The sequence below is a fragment of the Saccharopolyspora rosea genome (genome assembly GCF_025643595.1).
In the GTDB taxonomy this organism is placed as follows: Bacteria; Actinomycetota; Actinomycetes; order Mycobacteriales; family Pseudonocardiaceae; genus Saccharopolyspora; species Saccharopolyspora rosea.
Map to the genome: position 1 here is coordinate 1,401,715 of NZ_CP102826.1, position 17,840 is coordinate 1,419,554.

General features: G+C 70.3%; 11 protein-coding genes and 1 rRNA gene. 6 read left to right on the top strand and 6 right to left on the bottom strand.

What is annotated here, in order from left to right; genetic code table 11:
* Positions 1-128: 128 nt before the first annotated feature.
* Entirely contained in the window at positions 129-560 is a 432-nt protein-coding gene (locus tag NV263_RS06940) for an ester cyclase (protein ID WP_263251732.1), read from the top strand.
* A 4-nt stretch (positions 561-564) separates the two neighbouring features.
* On the opposite strand, the gene NV263_RS06945 is transcribed toward NV263_RS06940, so the two are convergent.
* From NV263_RS06945 to NV263_RS06955, 3 genes are all read right to left on the bottom strand, one after another.
* Positions 565-1,362, bottom strand: coding sequence for a transporter substrate-binding domain-containing protein (locus NV263_RS06945; protein ID WP_263251733.1), 798 nt, complete (start codon positions 1,360-1,362; stop codon positions 565-567).
* Positions 1,363-1,531: 169 nt separating this feature from the next.
* Positions 1,532-1,720: a DUF397 domain-containing protein gene (locus NV263_RS06950; RefSeq protein WP_263251734.1), complete on the bottom strand. Its 189-nt coding sequence runs from the start codon at positions 1,718-1,720 to the stop codon at positions 1,532-1,534.
* Positions 1,710-2,585 carry a helix-turn-helix domain-containing protein gene (locus tag NV263_RS06955; protein ID WP_263251735.1) on the bottom strand — a complete coding sequence of 292 codons (876 nt, stop codon included), beginning with the start codon at positions 2,583-2,585 and terminating at the stop codon, positions 1,710-1,712. Before NV263_RS06955 ends, NV263_RS06950 begins: the two co-directional genes overlap by 11 nt.
* A 149-nt stretch (positions 2,586-2,734) precedes the next feature.
* Here NV263_RS06955 and NV263_RS06960 point away from each other — a divergent pair, with 149 nt between their 5' ends.
* Entirely contained in the window at positions 2,735-3,157 is a 423-nt protein-coding gene (locus tag NV263_RS06960; protein WP_263251736.1) for a hypothetical protein, read from the top strand.
* On the opposite strand, the gene NV263_RS06965 is transcribed toward NV263_RS06960, so the two are convergent.
* Genes NV263_RS06965 through NV263_RS06975 form a run of 3 tightly spaced genes read right to left on the bottom strand, consistent with a single transcriptional unit; the run spans position 3,114 to position 8,690 of the window.
* Entirely contained in the window at positions 3,114-3,941 is an 828-nt protein-coding gene (locus NV263_RS06965; RefSeq protein WP_263251737.1) for an SWIM zinc finger family protein, read from the bottom strand. The genes NV263_RS06960 and NV263_RS06965 overlap by 44 nt on opposite strands.
* Positions 3,934-6,918 (bottom strand): DEAD/DEAH box helicase, encoded by a 2,985-nt coding sequence (locus NV263_RS06970; RefSeq protein WP_263251738.1) that lies wholly within the window; start codon positions 6,916-6,918, stop codon positions 3,934-3,936. The genes NV263_RS06965 and NV263_RS06970 overlap by 8 nt, the downstream gene beginning before the upstream one ends.
* Positions 6,919-6,944: 26 nt before the next feature.
* Positions 6,945-8,690, bottom strand: a complete 1,746-nt coding sequence (locus NV263_RS06975) for an NAD+ synthase (RefSeq protein WP_263251739.1) — start codon at positions 8,688-8,690, stop codon at positions 6,945-6,947.
* A 99-nt stretch (positions 8,691-8,789) separates the two neighbouring features.
* Here NV263_RS06975 and NV263_RS06980 point away from each other — a divergent pair, with 99 nt between their 5' ends.
* The 4 genes from NV263_RS06980 to NV263_RS06995 all read left to right on the top strand — a co-directional run bounded on the left by NV263_RS06980 (position 8,790) and on the right by NV263_RS06995 (position 17,690).
* The gene (locus tag NV263_RS06980) at positions 8,790-10,376 is read left to right on the top strand and encodes an alpha/beta hydrolase (RefSeq protein ID WP_263251740.1); all 1,587 of its coding nucleotides are present in this window, start codon (positions 8,790-8,792) and stop codon (positions 10,374-10,376) included.
* Between the two features lie 159 nt (positions 10,377-10,535).
* The gene (gene glnA / locus NV263_RS06985) at positions 10,536-11,879 is read left to right on the top strand and encodes a type I glutamate--ammonia ligase (RefSeq protein WP_263251741.1); all 1,344 of its coding nucleotides are present in this window, start codon (positions 10,536-10,538) and stop codon (positions 11,877-11,879) included.
* A 47-nt stretch (positions 11,880-11,926) separates the two neighbouring features.
* Positions 11,927-15,562: an FkbM family methyltransferase gene (locus tag NV263_RS06990; protein WP_263251742.1), complete on the top strand. Its 3,636-nt coding sequence runs from the start codon at positions 11,927-11,929 to the stop codon at positions 15,560-15,562.
* Positions 15,563-16,164: 602 nt separating this feature from the next.
* A 16S ribosomal RNA gene (locus tag NV263_RS06995) occupies positions 16,165-17,690 on the top strand.
* Positions 17,691-17,840 lie beyond the last annotated feature (150 nt).

Below are 17,840 nucleotides of genomic sequence, written 5' to 3' on the forward strand. Positions count from 1 at the left end.
CACGGCCGGGCCCGGCTGGGGACGATCCGCGGTGCAACGTCACATCGCCGCGGCCCCTGGACGGCCGCGCGGCGCGGGGTGGACCATCGAACCGTGGTCGGGCGGGCCCGTCACCTCGGGAGGAACCCATGAACCACCAGGACACCCACCGGGCGCTGCACGAGATGTTCAACGAGCGCCGGCTGGACGAGATCGACCACCACGTGGGGCCGGAATTCGCCTACATCGACCATCCGCACCGGCACACCCTGCACACGCTCGCCGAGTTCAAGGCGTGGCTGGGCGAGTGGATCGCGGGGTTCTCGAACGCCCGGGTGATCGGCGCCTCGTACGTCGGGGGCCCGAACTTCTCGGTCGCGTACTTCCACGGGCGCGGCGAGAACGACGGTCCGCTCGGCGACCACCCGGCCACCGGCCGTCCGATGGACATGCCGTTCTGCGAGACCCTGCGCTACGACCAGCACGGCCGGGTCATCGGCGGCGAGGTCTACTACGACCGGATGACCATGTTGATGCAGCTCGGGCTGGTGGCCCGGCGGGCGGCCGAGCGCGGCGGGTGAGGCGTCAGCCGATCCACGGTGCGGCGATGCGGCGGTAGGTGCCGTCGTGCAGCGCGAGGTGCAGCCACTGGTTCACCCACTGCTGGAACACCACGTCCCCGCGCGGCAGCAGGTACGCCTTCTCGGCGAACGTGAACGGCTGGTCCGGGTGCACCGGGCACAGCTGCGGGTGCTGCCGGGCCTGCCACCTGGTCTCGGTGGCGTCGGTCATCATCAGGTCGGCCCGGCCGTCCACGATCTCCTGGAAGATCGTGTTGTTGTCCGGGTGCTCGACGATCGTCGCCTGCTTCAGGTGCTGCCGCGCGAACGTCTCGTTGGTGCCGCCGGGGTTGACCACGACCCGCACCCCGGGCCGGTCGATCTGCTCCAGCGCCTGGAACCGCCCGACGTCGGCGCAGCGGGTGATCGGCGTCTTGCCGTCGACCACGTACGGCTCGCTGAAGAAGCCGAGCCGGGCCCGGTCGAGCGTCACCGACACCCCGCCGACCGCGATGTCGCACTTCGCGGCGAAGTCGGCGCCGAGCGTCTGCCACGTCGTCGGCACGAAGGTCGCCTTCACCCCGAGTTTCGCGGCCATGTCCCGCGCCATGTCGACGTCGATCCCGCTCCACCGGCCGTCGGCGTCGCGGAAGGTGAACGGCCGGTAGTCGCCGGTGCTGCACACCCGCAGCTCACCGCGCGCGACGACGTCGTCGAGCCGACTCGCCGGCGCCGCGGGCCGCTGCGCGCCACCGGAACAGGACGTCCCCGCGACCACGACGCCCAGCAGCGCCAGCCCGACCCGAACGGCCCTCCACACCATCGCCCCTCCCGATCTCGGCCGCTCATGCATAGCACGTGACCAGCCGGAACGGGAGTGCGGGAAAAACGGGAACAAGACGCGGGCAACCGAACGACCCACCACGCGTCCAACGGAACGGGAGCGCGAAAGCCCGGGAGGGAGGCGCGTGGGGGACGCCTCCCTCCCGGCATCACCCGGCGACGCGTCGCAGGAACCGCCCCCACGCCGCGAATCCGAACCGCAACACGGCACCGTCGGGATCCTTCGAGTCCCGCACCTCGATCCCATCGGCCCGTAATCGGGCTTCCAGGCAGCTCGGGTTGTGTGCCCCGCTGTAGCTGCTCTTGAACCAACCGTCCTGCTCGACCTCACGGTCCATCAGCGAGCTCCTTCGCGCACTTGGCGACGAAGAGCCGGGATTCCTCCGGCCCGAGCGCCACGGCTCGCAACCTATCGAAAGCCCGCGTGCATGTGGAGATGTCCGGTTCCTCGGAGATGTAGACGCCACCACCCGTGAAAGTCGGCTGATAGACGATGTCCGGGGCACGACCGTCAAATCGGAGTATCTCGATCGATCCGCCGAGCAACGGATGGTCCACAGTCGACAGTGGAACAACCTGGACCGTGAGATGCGGGTGCTGCTCGATCAGATCCTGCAGGTGGTGGAGTTGCCTGCGCAGCACCGACTTCGAACCCAGCGGACGGCGCAACGCGGCTTCGCCGATCACGAACCACATCTCCGCGGGCGATGGGCGGCTCAGAAGTTCCTGCCGTTGCAGGCGGAACCGGACGCGATCCTCGATGTCATGCGGCGGCGAGTCGAAGATCGCGGCCCGGCCGATGCGCATCAACGCCCGGATGTACTCCTCGGTCTGGAGCAGTCCTGGGATCAGCTCGTTCTCCGCGAAGAGCAGTTCGGCAGCGTCCTGTTCGTGGTCGAGCAGTCTGTGGAACGCGCCGGGAAGACTGTCCGCGTACGTCCGACGCGGCTGTCGTTGTCGGGCCAGCTGGGCGATTTCGATGACTCGGCGCCTGGATTCTCCATCGACTCCGTAGAAATCGAGCAGCGCGCTCAGCTCCAGCACCTTCAGGGAGCGTTGTCCACGCTCCAACCTGCTGATCAGGCTGGTGTCGCACTCGATGACCGCGGCTGCGTCTTTTTGGCTCTTGCCTGCGGCTTCACGAAGTCGTCGCAGCTCGGCGCCGAGTTGTCGACGCTCGATGGTGGCCCGGGATTGCGGCACTGGCTTGGTCCTTCCCCACGCGGATGACGACGTTCACCCTGTCGGCACCTATGTGCTTCACCTATGACACATCACGCTGTGTGTGATCGTGAACACCGGAAGTCACGGTGAGGCGGGAAGTCTATCCACCGACGAAGGGAGTGATCCTGGTGCTGCGTTTCGGGTACGTGCTGGAGTCGGTCCACCCGGACCAGGACGGCGAGTGGGAGCTGGCCAGGAAGCAGGTCGACCCGGACGGGACCGACCCGGAAAGACTGCGCGCCGAGCTGGAACCGTGGGCGGTGTCCGAACTCGCCCGCCTGCGTTGCGAGTTCGGCCTCTACACGGCGGAATTCGGCGCGTGGAACGCGCGTGGCCGCCCCAGCTACTACGCGCGCAACCTCTACCTCATCTGGGGCGGCGAAGATCTCATCGCGACGCACGTCGAGGACAGCCCGGTCAACTTCGCGGGCGTGCGCGCACTCGCCACCCAGGCCGAGGCGCACAGCGCGGTGATGAGCCCGGATCGGGGCGTAACCGCGGTGAGCCTCAGCGGCCCATCGCCCGGTAGGCCGGGCGGAGCAGGTCGGTGACGTCCCGCCCGCCGACCCGCAGCGGGTCCAGCTCGTCGAGCACCGCCTCCGGCGCCGCGTCGTCGGGCCCGTCGCCGTCCGGTGGTGGGGGAGCGGTGCTCGCGGCCTCCGGCGTCGTCCAGAAGGCGTCGAGGTGTTCGGCCAGCGGCGCGGCATCCTCGGCGGACGTCGACGTCCCGGCCGCGACCGTGCCGCGCAGCTTCCGCAGGTGGTCGAGCAGTTCCTCGCGGCCGCGGCCGCGCCACGCGAGGATCTGGAACGGGTCCTCGTCGAACGACTCGGCCAGCAGGTAGCACGCGGCGGCCAAGTGCTTGCACGGGATTTCCCAGTCCGGGCAGGAGCAGTCCATGGTCAACTGGCGCATGGTGGCGGGGAACAGCCGCAGCCCGAGCCGGTCGAAGACCTCCTCGACGTCCGCGGGCATCTCCCCGGCCAGCAGCTTCGCCGCGAACAACGCCTGCCCGGCCAGTTCCCGCTCGATGCGGTCCCACTCCTGCGCGCTGAACGCCTTGATGCCGATCCGCACCCGGTACGGCTCGGGGCGCGAACCCTGCACCACGCCGACGACGACGCTCGTGGACACGGTGAGGTTCAGCACCTGGCCCGCGCGGGCGTAGTTCTTGCCGCGTTGCAGGCGCCCGCCCATCCCGAACGACTCCAGCACCTCGATGAACCGCTGCGACCACCAGGTCTGCGCGATCCGCCCGCGACGGCTGCGCGCCCGGATGCCGCCTTCGACCCGGATGGGCCGCGACGGCGGGGGAAATCCGCGCCACTCACTCACCGACGGCCTCCCCGGACAGCGCCACCAGCTCCCGCAGCTGACCGGTGGACAGCTCGGTCAACCAGTTCTCCCCGGCGCCGACGACGAGCCGCGCCAGCGCCTTCTTCTCCTCGATGACCCGGTCGATGCGCTCCTCCAGCGTGCCGATGCAGGTGAGCTTGCGGACCTGCACGTCGCGGCGCTGGCCGATGCGGAACGCCCGGTCGGTGGCCTGGTCCTCGACCGCCGGGTTCCACCAGCGGTCCAGGTGGATGACGTGGTTGGCGGCGGTGAGCGTCAGCCCGGTGCCGCCCGCCTTCAACGACAGCAGGAACACCGACGGCCCGTCCTCGGACTGGAACCGCTCGACCATCCGGTCGCGCACCTTCTTCGGCGTTCCACCGTGCAGGAACAGCACTTCGGTGTCCAGCCGGCCGGACAGGTGCGGCACCAACATCCCGCCGAACTCGGCGAACTGCGTGAACACCAGCGCCTTGTCGCCGTCGGCGAGCACGGATTCGAGGATCTCCTCCAGTCGCGCGAGCTTGCCGGACCGGCCGGGCAGCGGTGACCCGTCGCCGAGCAGCTGCGCCGGGTGGTTGCAGACCTGCTTGAGCTTCGACATCGTCGCGAGCACGAGCCCGCGCCGTTCCATGCCCTCGCTCTCGGCGATGCGGGCGAGCATGTCGTCGACCACCGCCTGGTACAGCGACGCCTGCTCGGCGGTCAGGTTGCACAGCTGCTTCATCTCGACCTTCTCGGGGAGGTCGCGGATGATCGCCGGATCGGTCTTGACGCGGCGCAGCACGAACGGCCCGGTGATGCGCCGCAGCCGGTCGGCGGCGTCGGTGTCCCCGTCGCGTTCCACCGGAACCGCGAAGCGGGCCCGGAACGTGCTCAGCGAGCCGAGCACGCCCGGGTTGGTGAAGTCCATGACGGACCACAGCTCGGCCAGCCGGTTCTCCACCGGCGTGCCGGTGAGCGCGATGCGCTGCCGCGCGTCCAGCCCGCGCACCGCCTTGGACTGCCGGGAGGCGCTGTTCTTGATGTTCTGCGCCTCGTCGAGGACCACGCGCTCCCACCGGATCCCGCTCAGCGCGGTCGCGTCGCGCGCGGCCAGCGGGTACGTCGTGACGACCAGGTCGTGCGCGGCGGCCCGCTCGGCGAGTTCGTCCCCGCCGAGCCGGTCGGCGCCGTGGTGCACGTGCACCGACAGCGACGGCGCGAACCGGGCGGCCTCGCGCTGCCAGTTGCCGACCACCGACATCGGGCAGACCAGCAGCGTCGGCCCCCGCGAACCGCCCGCCCGGGACAGCGCTTCCAGCGCGAGCAGCTGCACGGTCTTGCCCAGGCCCATGTCGTCGGCCAGGCAGGCGCCCAGCCCCAGCCGGTCCAGGAACGCCAGCCACGCCAGGCCGCGGCGCTGGTAGGGCCGCAGCGTCGCGGCGAAGTCCGGTGGCGGGTCGACCGGTTCGAGGCGCTGCTCGACCTGGCCGGACAGCAGGTCGCCGAGCCAGCCGCTGCCGGTCACCGCCGTCACCGGCAGCGGCGCGCCGTCGCCGCCCACCCCGGCGTGCAGCAGCGCCTCGCCCGCGGTCATCCGCCCGGTGCGGGAGTCCTCCAGGAACCGCAGGCCCGCGGCGAGCCGCTTGCGGTCCACCTGCACCCACCGCCCGCGCAACCGCACGAGCGGCACCTTGGCGGCGGCGAGTTCGTCCAGTTCCTGCTCGCTGAGTTCGGCGTCGCCGAGCGCGAGGTCCCAGCGGTAGTCGACGATCGCGTCGAGGCCGATCGCGGACTCCTTGGTCACCACGCCGGGCGTGCTCGCACTGCTGGCGGTCAGCTTCAGCCCCAGCCGTTCGGTGCGGCCCCACCAGGAGGGCAGCAGCACCCCGAACCCCGCCTGGTCCAGCGCCGGAGCGCTGGTGAGGAACTCGTGCGCGCCCTCGGTGTCCAGCTCCAGCTCCATCGGGTGCGCCACGCGCAGCGCCGCGTCGAGCTCGGGCAGCAGCGCACCCGCCCGGCCGAGGTCGGACAGCAGCGCCTCCTGCGGGTCGTCGACCCAGCGGTGCAGCACGCTGTCGCCGTCCTGCCACACCTCCCGCGCGGGCACCAGGACGCTGGGGTCGTCCACCGGTTGCAGCAGGAACTCCAGCCGCCACGGTTCGTCGTCGTCCGGCGGGTGCAGGCGCAGGCACGTCCGCACCGGCTTCTCGCCGGTGCCGGAACGCCAGTCGTCGAGTTCCCGGGCGAGCCGGTCGACTTCGTCGGGGTCGGCGTCGAAGCGCGGTTCGCCGGTCAGCGCCCGCAGCCACGCCGCGGTGGCGTCGCGCCCGCGCGGCACGTCGATCTCCGCCCGGACCCGCGCGATCCCGTCGACCAGCGCGTGCACCGCGGTCCGCAGCGCCTGGGCGGGCGGGGCGGCGTCGACGCACCGGAACGACGGCGGCATCGCCTCGCGCAGCCCGACGAGCCGCGCCGAGTCGGTGCCGGTCAACCACGGCCGCCAACGGGCCTCCGGGCGGTCGCCGCCGGTCTCCAACGCGGGCAGCACCCGTCCGCGCGAGACCACGTCGTCGGCGAACCGCCCGACCTCGTGCAGGAACCGCGCGGATGCCCCGAGCCGGCAGCCCGGCAGCGCGTCACCGATCCCGGTCAGCACCTCCGGCACCGCCGCGGCGGCGATCTCCACCGCGGGGACCAGCCACGACCGCAACCGGATCCGGCCGCGCGGCGCGGGACCGGCGGTGAGCGGGTCCCGCACCAGTTCGGGCGAGGGCACCGGGGCCGACGCGTGCGAGGGCAGCCACAGCGCGAAGTTGTCCACTTTGGACCGATCGGTGGGCAGCGCCTCCCGCAACGCCTCGCCGGGCACCGCGAACGGGTGCGCCACCGGGCCGCGGGGAGCGCGTCCGGGCACCTTCGCGGGCAGCTCGGAGTCCTCCGCCCACACCAGCAACCGACCGTCCCCGGCGCAGGCGCCGTGGACGACCCACATGAGCGCGCCTCCTCAGCGATCGGCTGCTACGGCCGGACCTCGCGCCACCGGTTGGTCAGCGGCAGCCGCCGGTCCCGGCCGAACGCCTTGAGCGAGATCTTCGTCCCCGGCGGGTACTGGCGGCGCTTGAACTCCGCCCGGTCGACCATCTGCAACACCCGCTCGACCAGCTCGGCGTCGAAGCCGTCGGCGATCAGCTCGGCGTACCCGCGGTCGCCCTCCACGTACCCGTCGAGCACCACGTCGAGGACGTCGTAGTCGGGCAGCGAGTCGGTGTCGACCTGGCCGGGCCGCAGCTCGGCCGACGGTGGCTTGCTGATCGAGTTCTCCGGGATCGGCGGCGTCTCGCCGCGCTTCTCGGCCTCGGCGTTGCGCCACCGCGCCAGCTGCCACACCAGCGTCTTCGGCACGTCCTTGATCGGCGCGAACCCGCCGACCGCGTCGCCGTAGATGGTGGAGTAGCCGACCGCCAGCTCGGTCTTGTTGCCGGTGGCCAGCACCAGGTGGCCGCGCTGGTTGGACAGCCCCATCAGCGTCACGCCCCGGCAGCGGGCCTGCACGTTCTCCTCGGCCAGCCCGGTCAGCCCCAGCTGCCGCACGAACACCTCGACCATGTCGGCGATCGGCTGCACCTCGAAGTGGCACCCGAGGCGCTCGGCCAGGTCGGCGGCGTCGGACCGGGAGTGCTCCGAGGAGTAGTGCGACGGCAGCGACACGCCGTACACCGAGTCCGCGCCGAGGGCGTCGACCGCCAGCGCCGCGCACACCGCCGAGTCGATGCCGCCGGAGAAGCCGAACGTCACCGCCCGGAAACCGTTCTTGCGCACGTAGTCGCGCAGCCCGGTGACCAGGGCCGACCACACCTCCGCGAGGTCGTCGAGCGGCTCGGCGACCGGCGGCGCGGGCTGCGGTTCGTACGCCGGGACGGGGTCGGGCTGGAGCACGAGGCGGCGCACGTCGAACGCGGGCATGCGCATCGGGCCGGGCTCGGCGGGCACCGTGGTCGAGGTGTGGCCGCCCGCGGTCAGGTCCACGTCCAGCACCGTCAGGTGCTCGGTGAACTGCGGGGCGCGGGTCAGGATCTCGCCGTCCGGCGCGGTGACCATGGACCCGCCGTCGAAGACCAGCTCGTCCTGGCCGCCGACCAGGTTCACGTAGGCCATCGGCGCCCCCGCCTCGGCGGCCCGCCGGGCCACCAGCGGCGCCCGCGCGTCGTCCTTGGCCTGCTCGTACGGCGAGGCGTTGATGCTCACCACGAGGTCCACACCGACCTCGCCCAGCGCGGCGACCGGCCCGCCGTTCTGCCAGATGTCCTCGCAGATGACCACGCCCACGTCCAACCCGTGCAGCCGCACGATGGGCAGTTCGAACCCGGGCGCGAAGTTGCGGGCCTCGTCGAACACGCCGTAGTTCGGCAGGTGGTGCTTGTGGTACGTGGCGACGATCTCGCCGCCGTGCAGCAGCGAGGCCGAGTTGCGCGGCCCCTCGTCGTCGCGACCCAGGTGGCCGACGACCACGAGGGCGTCCCCGCAGCCGTGCTCCTGCAGGCGGCGGGCCAGCGACTCCAGTTCGGCGTGGTTCGCCGCCGCGAACGACTTCCGCAGCACCAGGTCCTCGACCGGGTACCCGGGCAACACCATTTCGGGGAAGGCCACCAGGTGAGCGCCTTCGGCGACGGCCTTGCGGGTCCAGTCGAGGATCATCGAGCTGTTGCCGGCGAGGTCGCCGACGCATGCGTTGACCTGTGCGAGAGCGATGCGCAGCTGGGGCATGCGTCCATCTTCGCGCACCTGACCATCCCGCGTCGCCCCGCCCGATGTGCGGTCCTGCCCGATGTGAGGTCAGCGCCTTTTCCGTGTCACGATGCGACGATGACACGCCTACTGACCGTGCTCGGGGTGCTCGTCCTGCTGGGCGGGGCGGTCGGATGCAGTCCGATGACGCAGCCCGCCGAGCTGCAGCCGCACACCGAACAGAAGGGTCCGGTGGGACCCGTGCCGCCCGGACTGGAGAAGTTCTACGGCCAGTCCCTGTCCTGGGGTCCGTGCGAGCAGTACGCGACCAACGACAGCGACCGGACCGCCTACCGCGATCCGGGCTTGGAGTGCGCTCGGCTGCAGGTGCCGATGGATTACTCCGACCCGCAGGGGCAGACCATCACGGTGGGCGTGTTGCGCAAACCCGCGGGTGATCCGGCCCGGCGAATCGGGTCGCTCGTGCTGAACCCGGGCGGCCCGGGCGCGTCGGGCATGAGCTCGACGGCCGGACTGGCGAGCTCGGTCGGTGGCACCGATCTGGGCAACCGGTTCGACCTGGTCGGCTTCGACCCGCGCGGCATCGCCTCCTCGCAGCCGCAGATCCGCTGCCTGACCGACCAGGAGCGCGACGCCGACCGGCTGGACGTCAACGCGGACTCCTCCCCGGCCGGCGTGGCCCGCACCGAGCAGGAGGAGCGCGACTACGACGCGAAGTGCGCCCAGCGCACCGGGATCAAGATGCTCGCCAACGTCGGCACCCGCGACGTCGTCCGGGACATGGACGTGCTGCGGTCCGCGCTCGGCGACCAGAAGCTCACCTACCTCGGCTACTCCTACGGCACGCGGATCGGGTCGGAGTACGCCGAGGCGTTCCCCGGCAACGTGCGCGCCATGATCCTCGACGGCGCCATCGACCCCTCCCAGAACGCGCAGCAGCAGCTGATCGCCCAGGGAGCCGGGTTCCAGCGGGCGTTCAACGACTTCGCCGCCTGGTGCGCCAAGCAGCGCACCTGCTCCCTCGGCAAGGACCCGGGACGCGCGGTCCAGTCGTTCCAGGCCATCACCCGGCCGCTGCTCGACCGCCCGGCCACCGCTGCGGACAACCGCAAGGTCTCCTACAGCGACGTCACCATGGCCGCGACCCAGGCGCTGTACACGCCGAGCCTGTGGGAGCAGCTCAACACCGGCTTGAACGAGCTCAAGCAGGGCAAGGGCACCACGCTCATGGGGCTGGCGGACAGCTACTACTCGCGCGAGTCCGACGGCAGGTACGCCAACACCCTCGACGCCTTCGACGCCGTGCACTGCGTCGACGACCAGCGCGTGAACGACCCGGCGAAGGCCCAGGCATCCGACCAGCAGTACCGCCAGGTGGCGCCGTTCCTGGACAACGGCCGCGGCGCCAGCGCGGCGCGCGACAAGTGCGCCTTCTGGCCGGTGCCGGTGACGGGCGAGACCACCCAGCCGCACGTCGGCAACCTGCCCCCGTCCCTGGTCATCTCCACCACCAACGACCCGGCCACCCCGTACCAGGCGGGCGTGGACCTCGCGAACGCGCTGCACGGCAGGCTGCTGACCTTCGAGGGCACCCAGCACACCGCGTTCCTGCAGGGCAATTCCTGCGTCGACGCGGCGGGCACCAAGTACCTCACCGACCTGACGCTGCCCCCGCCCGGCACCCGCTGCACGGCCAACAAGTAGGCCCCCACCGCGCCGACGCCCCAGTGTGGTCGGGTGACGGTGGGTCGTGTGGCGCGTCAGCGCCTCCGTGGGGGGAGGTGGTCGGGTGACGGGAGGGCGTTTTCCACACCCTCATGGACCAGTTACGCGATTCGGCCCCCGAACTCTTAGGCTGCCAGCATGAACCGCCAGCAGGAGTTCGTGCTCCGCACCCTGGAGGAACGTGACATCCGCTTCGTGCGGCTGTGGTTCACCGACGTCCTCGGCATCCTGAAGTCGGTGGCGATCTCGCCCGCCGAGCTGGAAGGCGCCTTCGCCGAGGGCATCGGGTTCGACGGCTCGTCGATCGAGGGCTTCGCCCGCGTCTACGAGTCGGACATGGTCGCCAAGCCGGATCCGGCCACCTTCCAGGTGCTGCCCTGGGAGACCGCCGACGGCGAGCACTACTCGGCGCGGATGTTCTGCGACATCCACATGCCCGACGGCTCGCCCTGCTGGGCGGACCCGCGCCACGTGCTGCGCCGGACGCTGGCCAGGGCCACCGAGTCGGGATTCACCTGCTACGTGCACCCCGAGATCGAGTTCTTCCTGCTCAAGAACCTGCCCGACGACGGCAGCGAACCGGTTCCGGCCGACTCCGGCGGCTACTTCGACCAGGCCAGCCACAACGCGGCCCCGCACTTCCGGCGCAACGCGATCGAGACGCTGGAGGCGATGGGCATCTCGGTGGAGTTCAGCCACCACGAGGGCGCGCCCGGCCAGCAGGAGATCGACCTGCGCTACGCGGACGCGCTGACCATGGCCGACAACGTGATGACGTTCCGGTACGTGGTCAAGGAGGTCGCGATCACCCAGGGGGTGCGGGCCTCGTTCATGCCCAAGCCGTTCAGCGCCCAGGCCGGTTCGGGCATGCACACCCACTTCAGCCTCTTCGAGGGCGATCAGAACGCCTTCTACCACCCGGAGAACCCGTACGAGCTGTCCGACACCGGCCGCGCGTTCGTGGCGGGCATCCTGCAGCACGCCCGCGAGATCAGCGCGGTCACCAACCAGTGGGTCAACTCCTACAAGCGGCTGGTGGTCGGCGGCGAGGCACCCACCGCGGTCTGCTGGGGCCATGCGAACCGCTCGGCGCTGGTCCGCGTCCCGATGTACTCCCCGGGCAAGGCGTCGTCGCGCCGGGTCGAGGTCCGCAACCTGGACTCCGCCTGCAACCCGTACCTGGCGTACGCGGTGATCCTCGCGGCCGGGCTGCGCGGCGTGCAGAAGGGCTACGAACTGCCGCCCGCGACCGAGGACGACGTGTGGTCGCTGACCGAGAGCGAGCGCAAGGCGGCCGGCTACGCCAACCTGCCGCAGAACCTGAACGAGGCGCTGGCCGAGATGGAGTCGTCCGAGCTGGTCGCCGAGACCCTCGGCGAGCACGTCTTCGACTTCTTCCTGCGGAACAAGCGCGACGAGTGGAACGCCTACCGAAGCCACGTCACTCCCTATGAACTGCGCACGCTGATGCCGAGGCTGTGATCGGGACAGGTGTGCCCGCCGGTCGCGCGGCGAGATAGGTTGCGGCCGTGACTGATTCGCAGGCGCACCCCGATCTGGAGCAGTCGGAGGACTTCGAGCCGGAGTGGCCCGCCGAGACCCCGGAGGAACTGGGCATCGGCACGGTGATCGGCTGCACCCTCGCCCACGCGGACCAGTTCCCCGCGGCCCAGGTGCTCAGGGATTCCTTCCTGCGCCACCACCCGGGGGCCCGGTTCGTGCTGTTGCTGCTCGACGGCCCGGCCGACGGGCGGCAGGACGTCCTGGTCCCCGCCGACATCGGCGTCGAGCAGGAGGAGTTCGCCCGCCTGGCGATGGCGTGCACCGCGGAGCAGTTGCGCAACGTCCTGCGGCCGAGGCTGCTCCAGCACCTGCTGGCGTCCGGTGCCACGGTGCTGTGCTTCGAGCCGTCCGTGCAGATCTTCGGCCGGTTCGACGACCTGGTCGCGGGCCTGGCTCCGGAGCGGCCGGTCGCGTTGGTGCCCCGGGTGCTGCGCCCGCTGGCGGTCGACGGGCTGCGACCGAACCCGGCGGACCTCGCCGAGTCCGGCACCTTCGACCCGAGCGCCTTCGCGGTCCGCCCCGGCGCGGAGAACCTGCTGGCGACCTGGGTGGAGCAGCTGCGCGCCGACCCGGCGACCGCGACGCCGGTGCTCGACGGCGTCCCGGCGGTGGTGGACCACCACGTCATCCGGGATCCCGGCGTGGGCCTGTCGATCTGGAACGCCGCGCAGCGCGAGCTCGCGATCGGCCGCGACGGTCGGCACACGGTCGACGGCGCGGTCCTGCGCAGCGTGCACTTCGACGGTTTCCAGCCGCAGCGCCCCTGGCTGCTGTCCACCTCGTTCGCCGACCGGCCCCGCGTCCTGCTCTCGGAGCACCCGGTGCTGGCCGGGCTCTGCGCGGGCTACCGCAACGCGCTGGTGGGCGCCGGGTACACGGGCGCCCGGCCGTACCAGTACGACACCCTGCCCGACGGCGTCGCGCTGCCCGCGACGCTGCGCCGCGACTACCTCCGGACCTGGCTGGCCCACGGCGAACCGCCGCCGAGCCCGTTCGAACCCGGCGACCGGGTGGACGACTTCCTGGAGTGGGCCTGCGCACCGGCCGACGAGCGGCAACGCGCCGCGGGCGGTTCCCGCTGGACGGCGGCGGTGTGGGCGGACGACCCGGTGCTGCGCCGGGACTACCCGGATCCCTTCGGCACCGATGCCGAGCCGTTCCACGAGTGGTGCGTCGGCGTCGGCGTGGCGAGCGGACGCGTCCCGGCGCGGGCGGTGCACCGGCGGGCCGAGCACCAGGCGTCGCTGGTGGACCAGCTGGGGGTGGCGGTCCTCGGCGGTGGTCGGCTCGCGGAACTGCTGCGCACGGCGGTCCGGGCGTCCGGTCTCCCGTCGGCGGACACGCCCTACTACCCGGTGGTGCTGCGCTGCGACGCGGCCACCGCGGTGCCGGCCGGGCGGTACGTGATCGACGTGCGCTCCGGCGTCCCCGACGAGCTGCCGACCGGGGTGTCCGAGACCTGGTTGCTCTCCGAGAGCGGTCGGGCGGCGGCCCGGCACAACGGCGGTCCGACGGCCCGCGTGGTGCTGTTGCCGGCCCCCGAGCGCGATCGCGTCGACCTGCCGACCCGCAAGGGCGCGCGAGCTCGCTTCGGGCTGTCCGAGGAGTTCGTCGTGGGCGCCTTCACCGACCACTCGGACGAGCGGGCCGCCAACGCGTTGGGCCTGGTCAGCGCGTTCTTCGCGGCGTTCCCCGACCGGGAGGACGTCCGGCTGCTGATCGGTGTGACGGGCGCGTCGGAGCACCCGGAGGCCGCCGAGCGCCTGCGCCTGGCCACGGTGACCGACCCGCGCGTCCTGCTCGTCGAACACGACCTCGACGAGGACGCCCTCGCCTCCGCGTCCGACTGCGTGGTGTCGCTGCACCGCGGGCCGGAAGGCGACCGCCACGTGCTGCGCCTGCTCGACGTCACGGCCCGCGGCATCCCCGTGATCGCCGGTGACCACGGCGCCGTCGCGGAGGTCCTCGGAGCCGAGGGCGCGAAGCTCGTGCCCTGCCAGGGCGCGGGCGAGCCGGACGTCGACGCCGCCGCCGCCCTGCTGCGCGCCGCGGCCGACGACCCGGCGAGCACCGCCGAGTTCGGAGCCGCGGCCCGGGACCACCTGCTCGCGACGCGCACGGTCGCCCGCGCGGGGGAGCGCCTCCGCGAGCGCGTCGAGCACGCCTATCGCAACTGGCGCACGAAGTGGGCCCAGGACCAGCACGGACACCTCGACGACCCGCTGCGCCCGCTGCTCGTCGCCCGCCACGCCCTGCACCGGACCCCCGACGTCGGCGTCGGCGGCCGCAACGCGATGGCCCCGGCGCTCCGCAAAGCGGTGCTCAAGGTGCTCAGCCACTACGACGACCACATCCGGGACGTCATGCGCTCGGTGGTCGAAGGCGTCGAGCAGACCGCGGCCGAACTCCTGCGCCGGCAGTACGAGGCGGACGGCGGGGGAGACCTCGAAGCCATCCGCACCGATCTGGCCCAGTTGACGCAGCGCCACGAACAGCTCAGCGCCCAGCTCCTCGGCACCGACGACGGAATGGTCCGGGCCCGAGCCGACCTCGCCGACCAGCACCGCAGGCTCCTGCGCCTGGAGGAGAACGGGGGCGGCGGAACCGACGACGTGGCGACGCTCGCGCAACGCCTCGACACCCTCACCGGCGCGGTCGAGCGCATCGTCGACCGCGTGCAGGCGCTGGAGCACCACAGCGGTGGGCGGCAGTGGGAGGCCGACCTCCGCGCCACCGCCAACGACGCCCACACCGCCCTGCAACGCACCGACGTGCTGCAACGCATCCTGCTGCGCGAGCACGAGCGCAACACGGGAGCCGGGGACGGGACCACGGCCCAGGTCCTCTGCGACGCGGGTCTGCTGAGGCTGCCCGCCGACGACGGCTACATGCTGCCCTGGCTGTCCTCGCACGCCTCGTGGGACGCCGACGTCTCCGCCCTGATCGACTCCCTGCTGGAACCCGGCGGGGTGTTCCTCGACGTGGGCGCCTACGTCGGCTACCAGACCGTCCGCGTGCTCAACCGCCTCGGCGGCGGCGGCGCGGTCGTCGCGGTCGAACCGTGCGAGCGCAGCCGCGAACTCCTCGCGCACAACGTTGGGATCAACGTCCCGGCGGCGCTGGCCAACCGCCTCGTCGTGGTGGAGGGCGCGGCGTGGGACGGCTCGTGCGGCCTGCTCTCCGAACCTTCCCCAGCCGGCGGCCTGGCGGTCGGCCCGGTCGTGGGCGAGGACACCGCGGCCGCTGTCCGCGGCGTCCGCCTGGACCGGGAGCTGGAGACCCACCAGGGCCTGCGCGACCTCAAGCTCTCGGTCGTCCACGTCGACGTGGGAGGACGGGTGCACCGCATCCTCGGCGGCCTCGTCCGCCTGCTCCGCCGCGACCTTCCCTCGATCGTGTGCTCTTTCACACCGGCCGCCATCGCGCAGCTGGGCGATGACCCGGCAGCCGCGCTCCGCGAGTTCGGCACCTGGGGCTACGAACTCGTCCCGGTCGGCCGCAACCACCCGGTCAACCCCTCTGACCTGCTGGAAGCGATCAACGCCGCGGGCGCGATGAGCACCGTCAAGCTCTGGCTGCGCCCCAAGGCCCGCACCGCATGATCCGACGGATCACTGCTGTCAAGAGGCTGACCAGGCGATTTGACTTTCACGGAGCGTGTGCGTAACTTGTTCTTCGTCGCACGGCGCGGCCGGACGGAACAGGACGCAAGAGCCTGGCAGGACGGCCGACGGGAGCGCCCGAGAGGTCCTGATAAGATCTTCCAGGAGCGCACACCGGCCCGGGGCGCGCGGAGTTGACACCGCGAAGCGAACCGGGTAACGTGGAGCGGCCGCCAAGTAGACGGAAGCCTACTGGCGCCTGTTGACAACTGGAGCAGCGACCTCAAGTCGGACGGAATGTCAGCGAGGGTCTGAGAGACCCCCCCTGAAAACGCCGAAAAGAGGGCCTGCTAGAGTTGGAAACACAAGAACGACGGAAGAATTGCTCCCCAGGGCTGGCCTGCTGGTGGGTTGGTTGTGGTGTGGGTGTGTTCTTTGAGAACTCAACAGCGGATTGTTTTGATGGCTAGTGTTTGATTAGTGCCCTTGGCCATGCACTGTGGTGTTGTGTATTGTGGTGTGTGGTGGGGTTTCTTTGAGTAGGAGCACTCTCCCTCGTGTGTGGGGTTGAGGGTGTTTTTGCTGGGATTGTTTCCGATGCATTGTTGGAGAGTTTGATCCTGGCTCAGGACGAACGCTGGCGGCGTGCTTAACACATGCAAGTCGAACGCTGAAGCCCGCTTCGGTGGGTGGATGAGTGGCGAACGGGTGAGTAACACGTGGGTAATCTGCCCTGCACTCTGGGATAAGCCTTGGAAACGGGGTCTAATACCGGATAGGACGCATGGCCGCATGGTCTGTGTGTGGAAAGTTCCGGCGGTGTAGGTTGAGCCCGCGGCCTATCAGCTTGTTGGTGGGGTGATGGCCTACCAAGGCGACGACGGGTAGCCGGCCTGAGAGGGTGACCGGCCACACTGGGACTGAGACACGGCCCAGACTCCTACGGGAGGCAGCAGTGGGGAATCTTGCGCAATGGGCGAAAGCCTGACGCAGCAACGCCGCGTGGGGGATGACGGCCTTCGGGTTGTAAACCTCTTTCGACATCGACGAAGCCTTCGGGTGACGGTAGGTGTAGAAGAAGCACCGGCTAACTACGTGCCAGCAGCCGCGGTAATACGTAGGGTGCGAGCGTTGTCCGGATTTATTGGGCGTAAAGAGCTCGTAGGCGGTTTGTCGCGTCGGCCGTGAAAACCTGCAGCTTAACTGTGGGCTTGCGGTCGATACGGGCAGACTTGAGTTCGGTAGGGGAGACTGGAATTCCTGGTGTAGCGGTGAAATGCGCAGATATCAGGAGGAACACCGGTGGCGAAGGCGGGTCTCTGGGCCGATACTGACGCTGAGGAGCGAAAGCGTGGGGAGCGAACAGGATTAGATACCCTGGTAGTCCACGCCGTAAACGTTGGGCGCTAGGTGTGGGGACTGGTTCCACGGTGTCCGTGCCGTAGCTAACGCATTAAGCGCCCCGCCTGGGGAGTACGGCCGCAAGGCTAAAACTCAAAGGAATTGACGGGGGCCCGCACAAGCGGCGGAGCATGTGGATTAATTCGATGCAACGCGAAGAACCTTACCTGGGTTTGACATGCACCAGATTGCTATGGAGACATAGTTTCCCTTGTGGTTGGTGTACAGGTGGTGCATGGCTGTCGTCAGCTCGTGTCGTGAGATGTTGGGTTAAGTCCCGCAACGAGCGCAACCCTTGCCCCATGTTGCCAGCGATTCGGTCGGGGACTCGTGGGGGACTGCCGGGGTCAACTCGGAGGAAGGTGGGGATGACGTCAAGTCATCATGCCCCTTATGTCCAGGGCTTCACACATGCTACAATGGCTGGTACAGAGGGTGGCGATACCGTGAGGTGGAGCGAATCCCTTAAAGCCGGTCTCAGTTCGGATCGGGGTCTGCAACTCGACCCCGTGAAGTCGGAGTCGCTAGTAATCGCAGATCAGCAGTGCTGCGGTGAATACGTTCCCGGGCCTTGTACACACCGCCCGTCACGTCATGAAAGTCGGTAACACCCGAAGCCCATGGCCCAACCGGTTTCCGGGGGGAGTGGTCGAAGGTGGGACTGGCGATTGGGACGAAGTCGTAACAAGGTAGCCGTACCGGAAGGTGCGGCTGGATCACCTCCTTTCTAAGGAGCAACGTTGCCCGCCATCGTGCCTGTGGCCTGTGTGGTTGTGGGTGGGGTGGTTGGAGTGTCCGCAGCTGACACGGCGTGTGTTCGTGTGTTGTGGGTTGCTTGATGGTTTGTGGAACACACTGGTCTGTCTGCCTCCTGGGT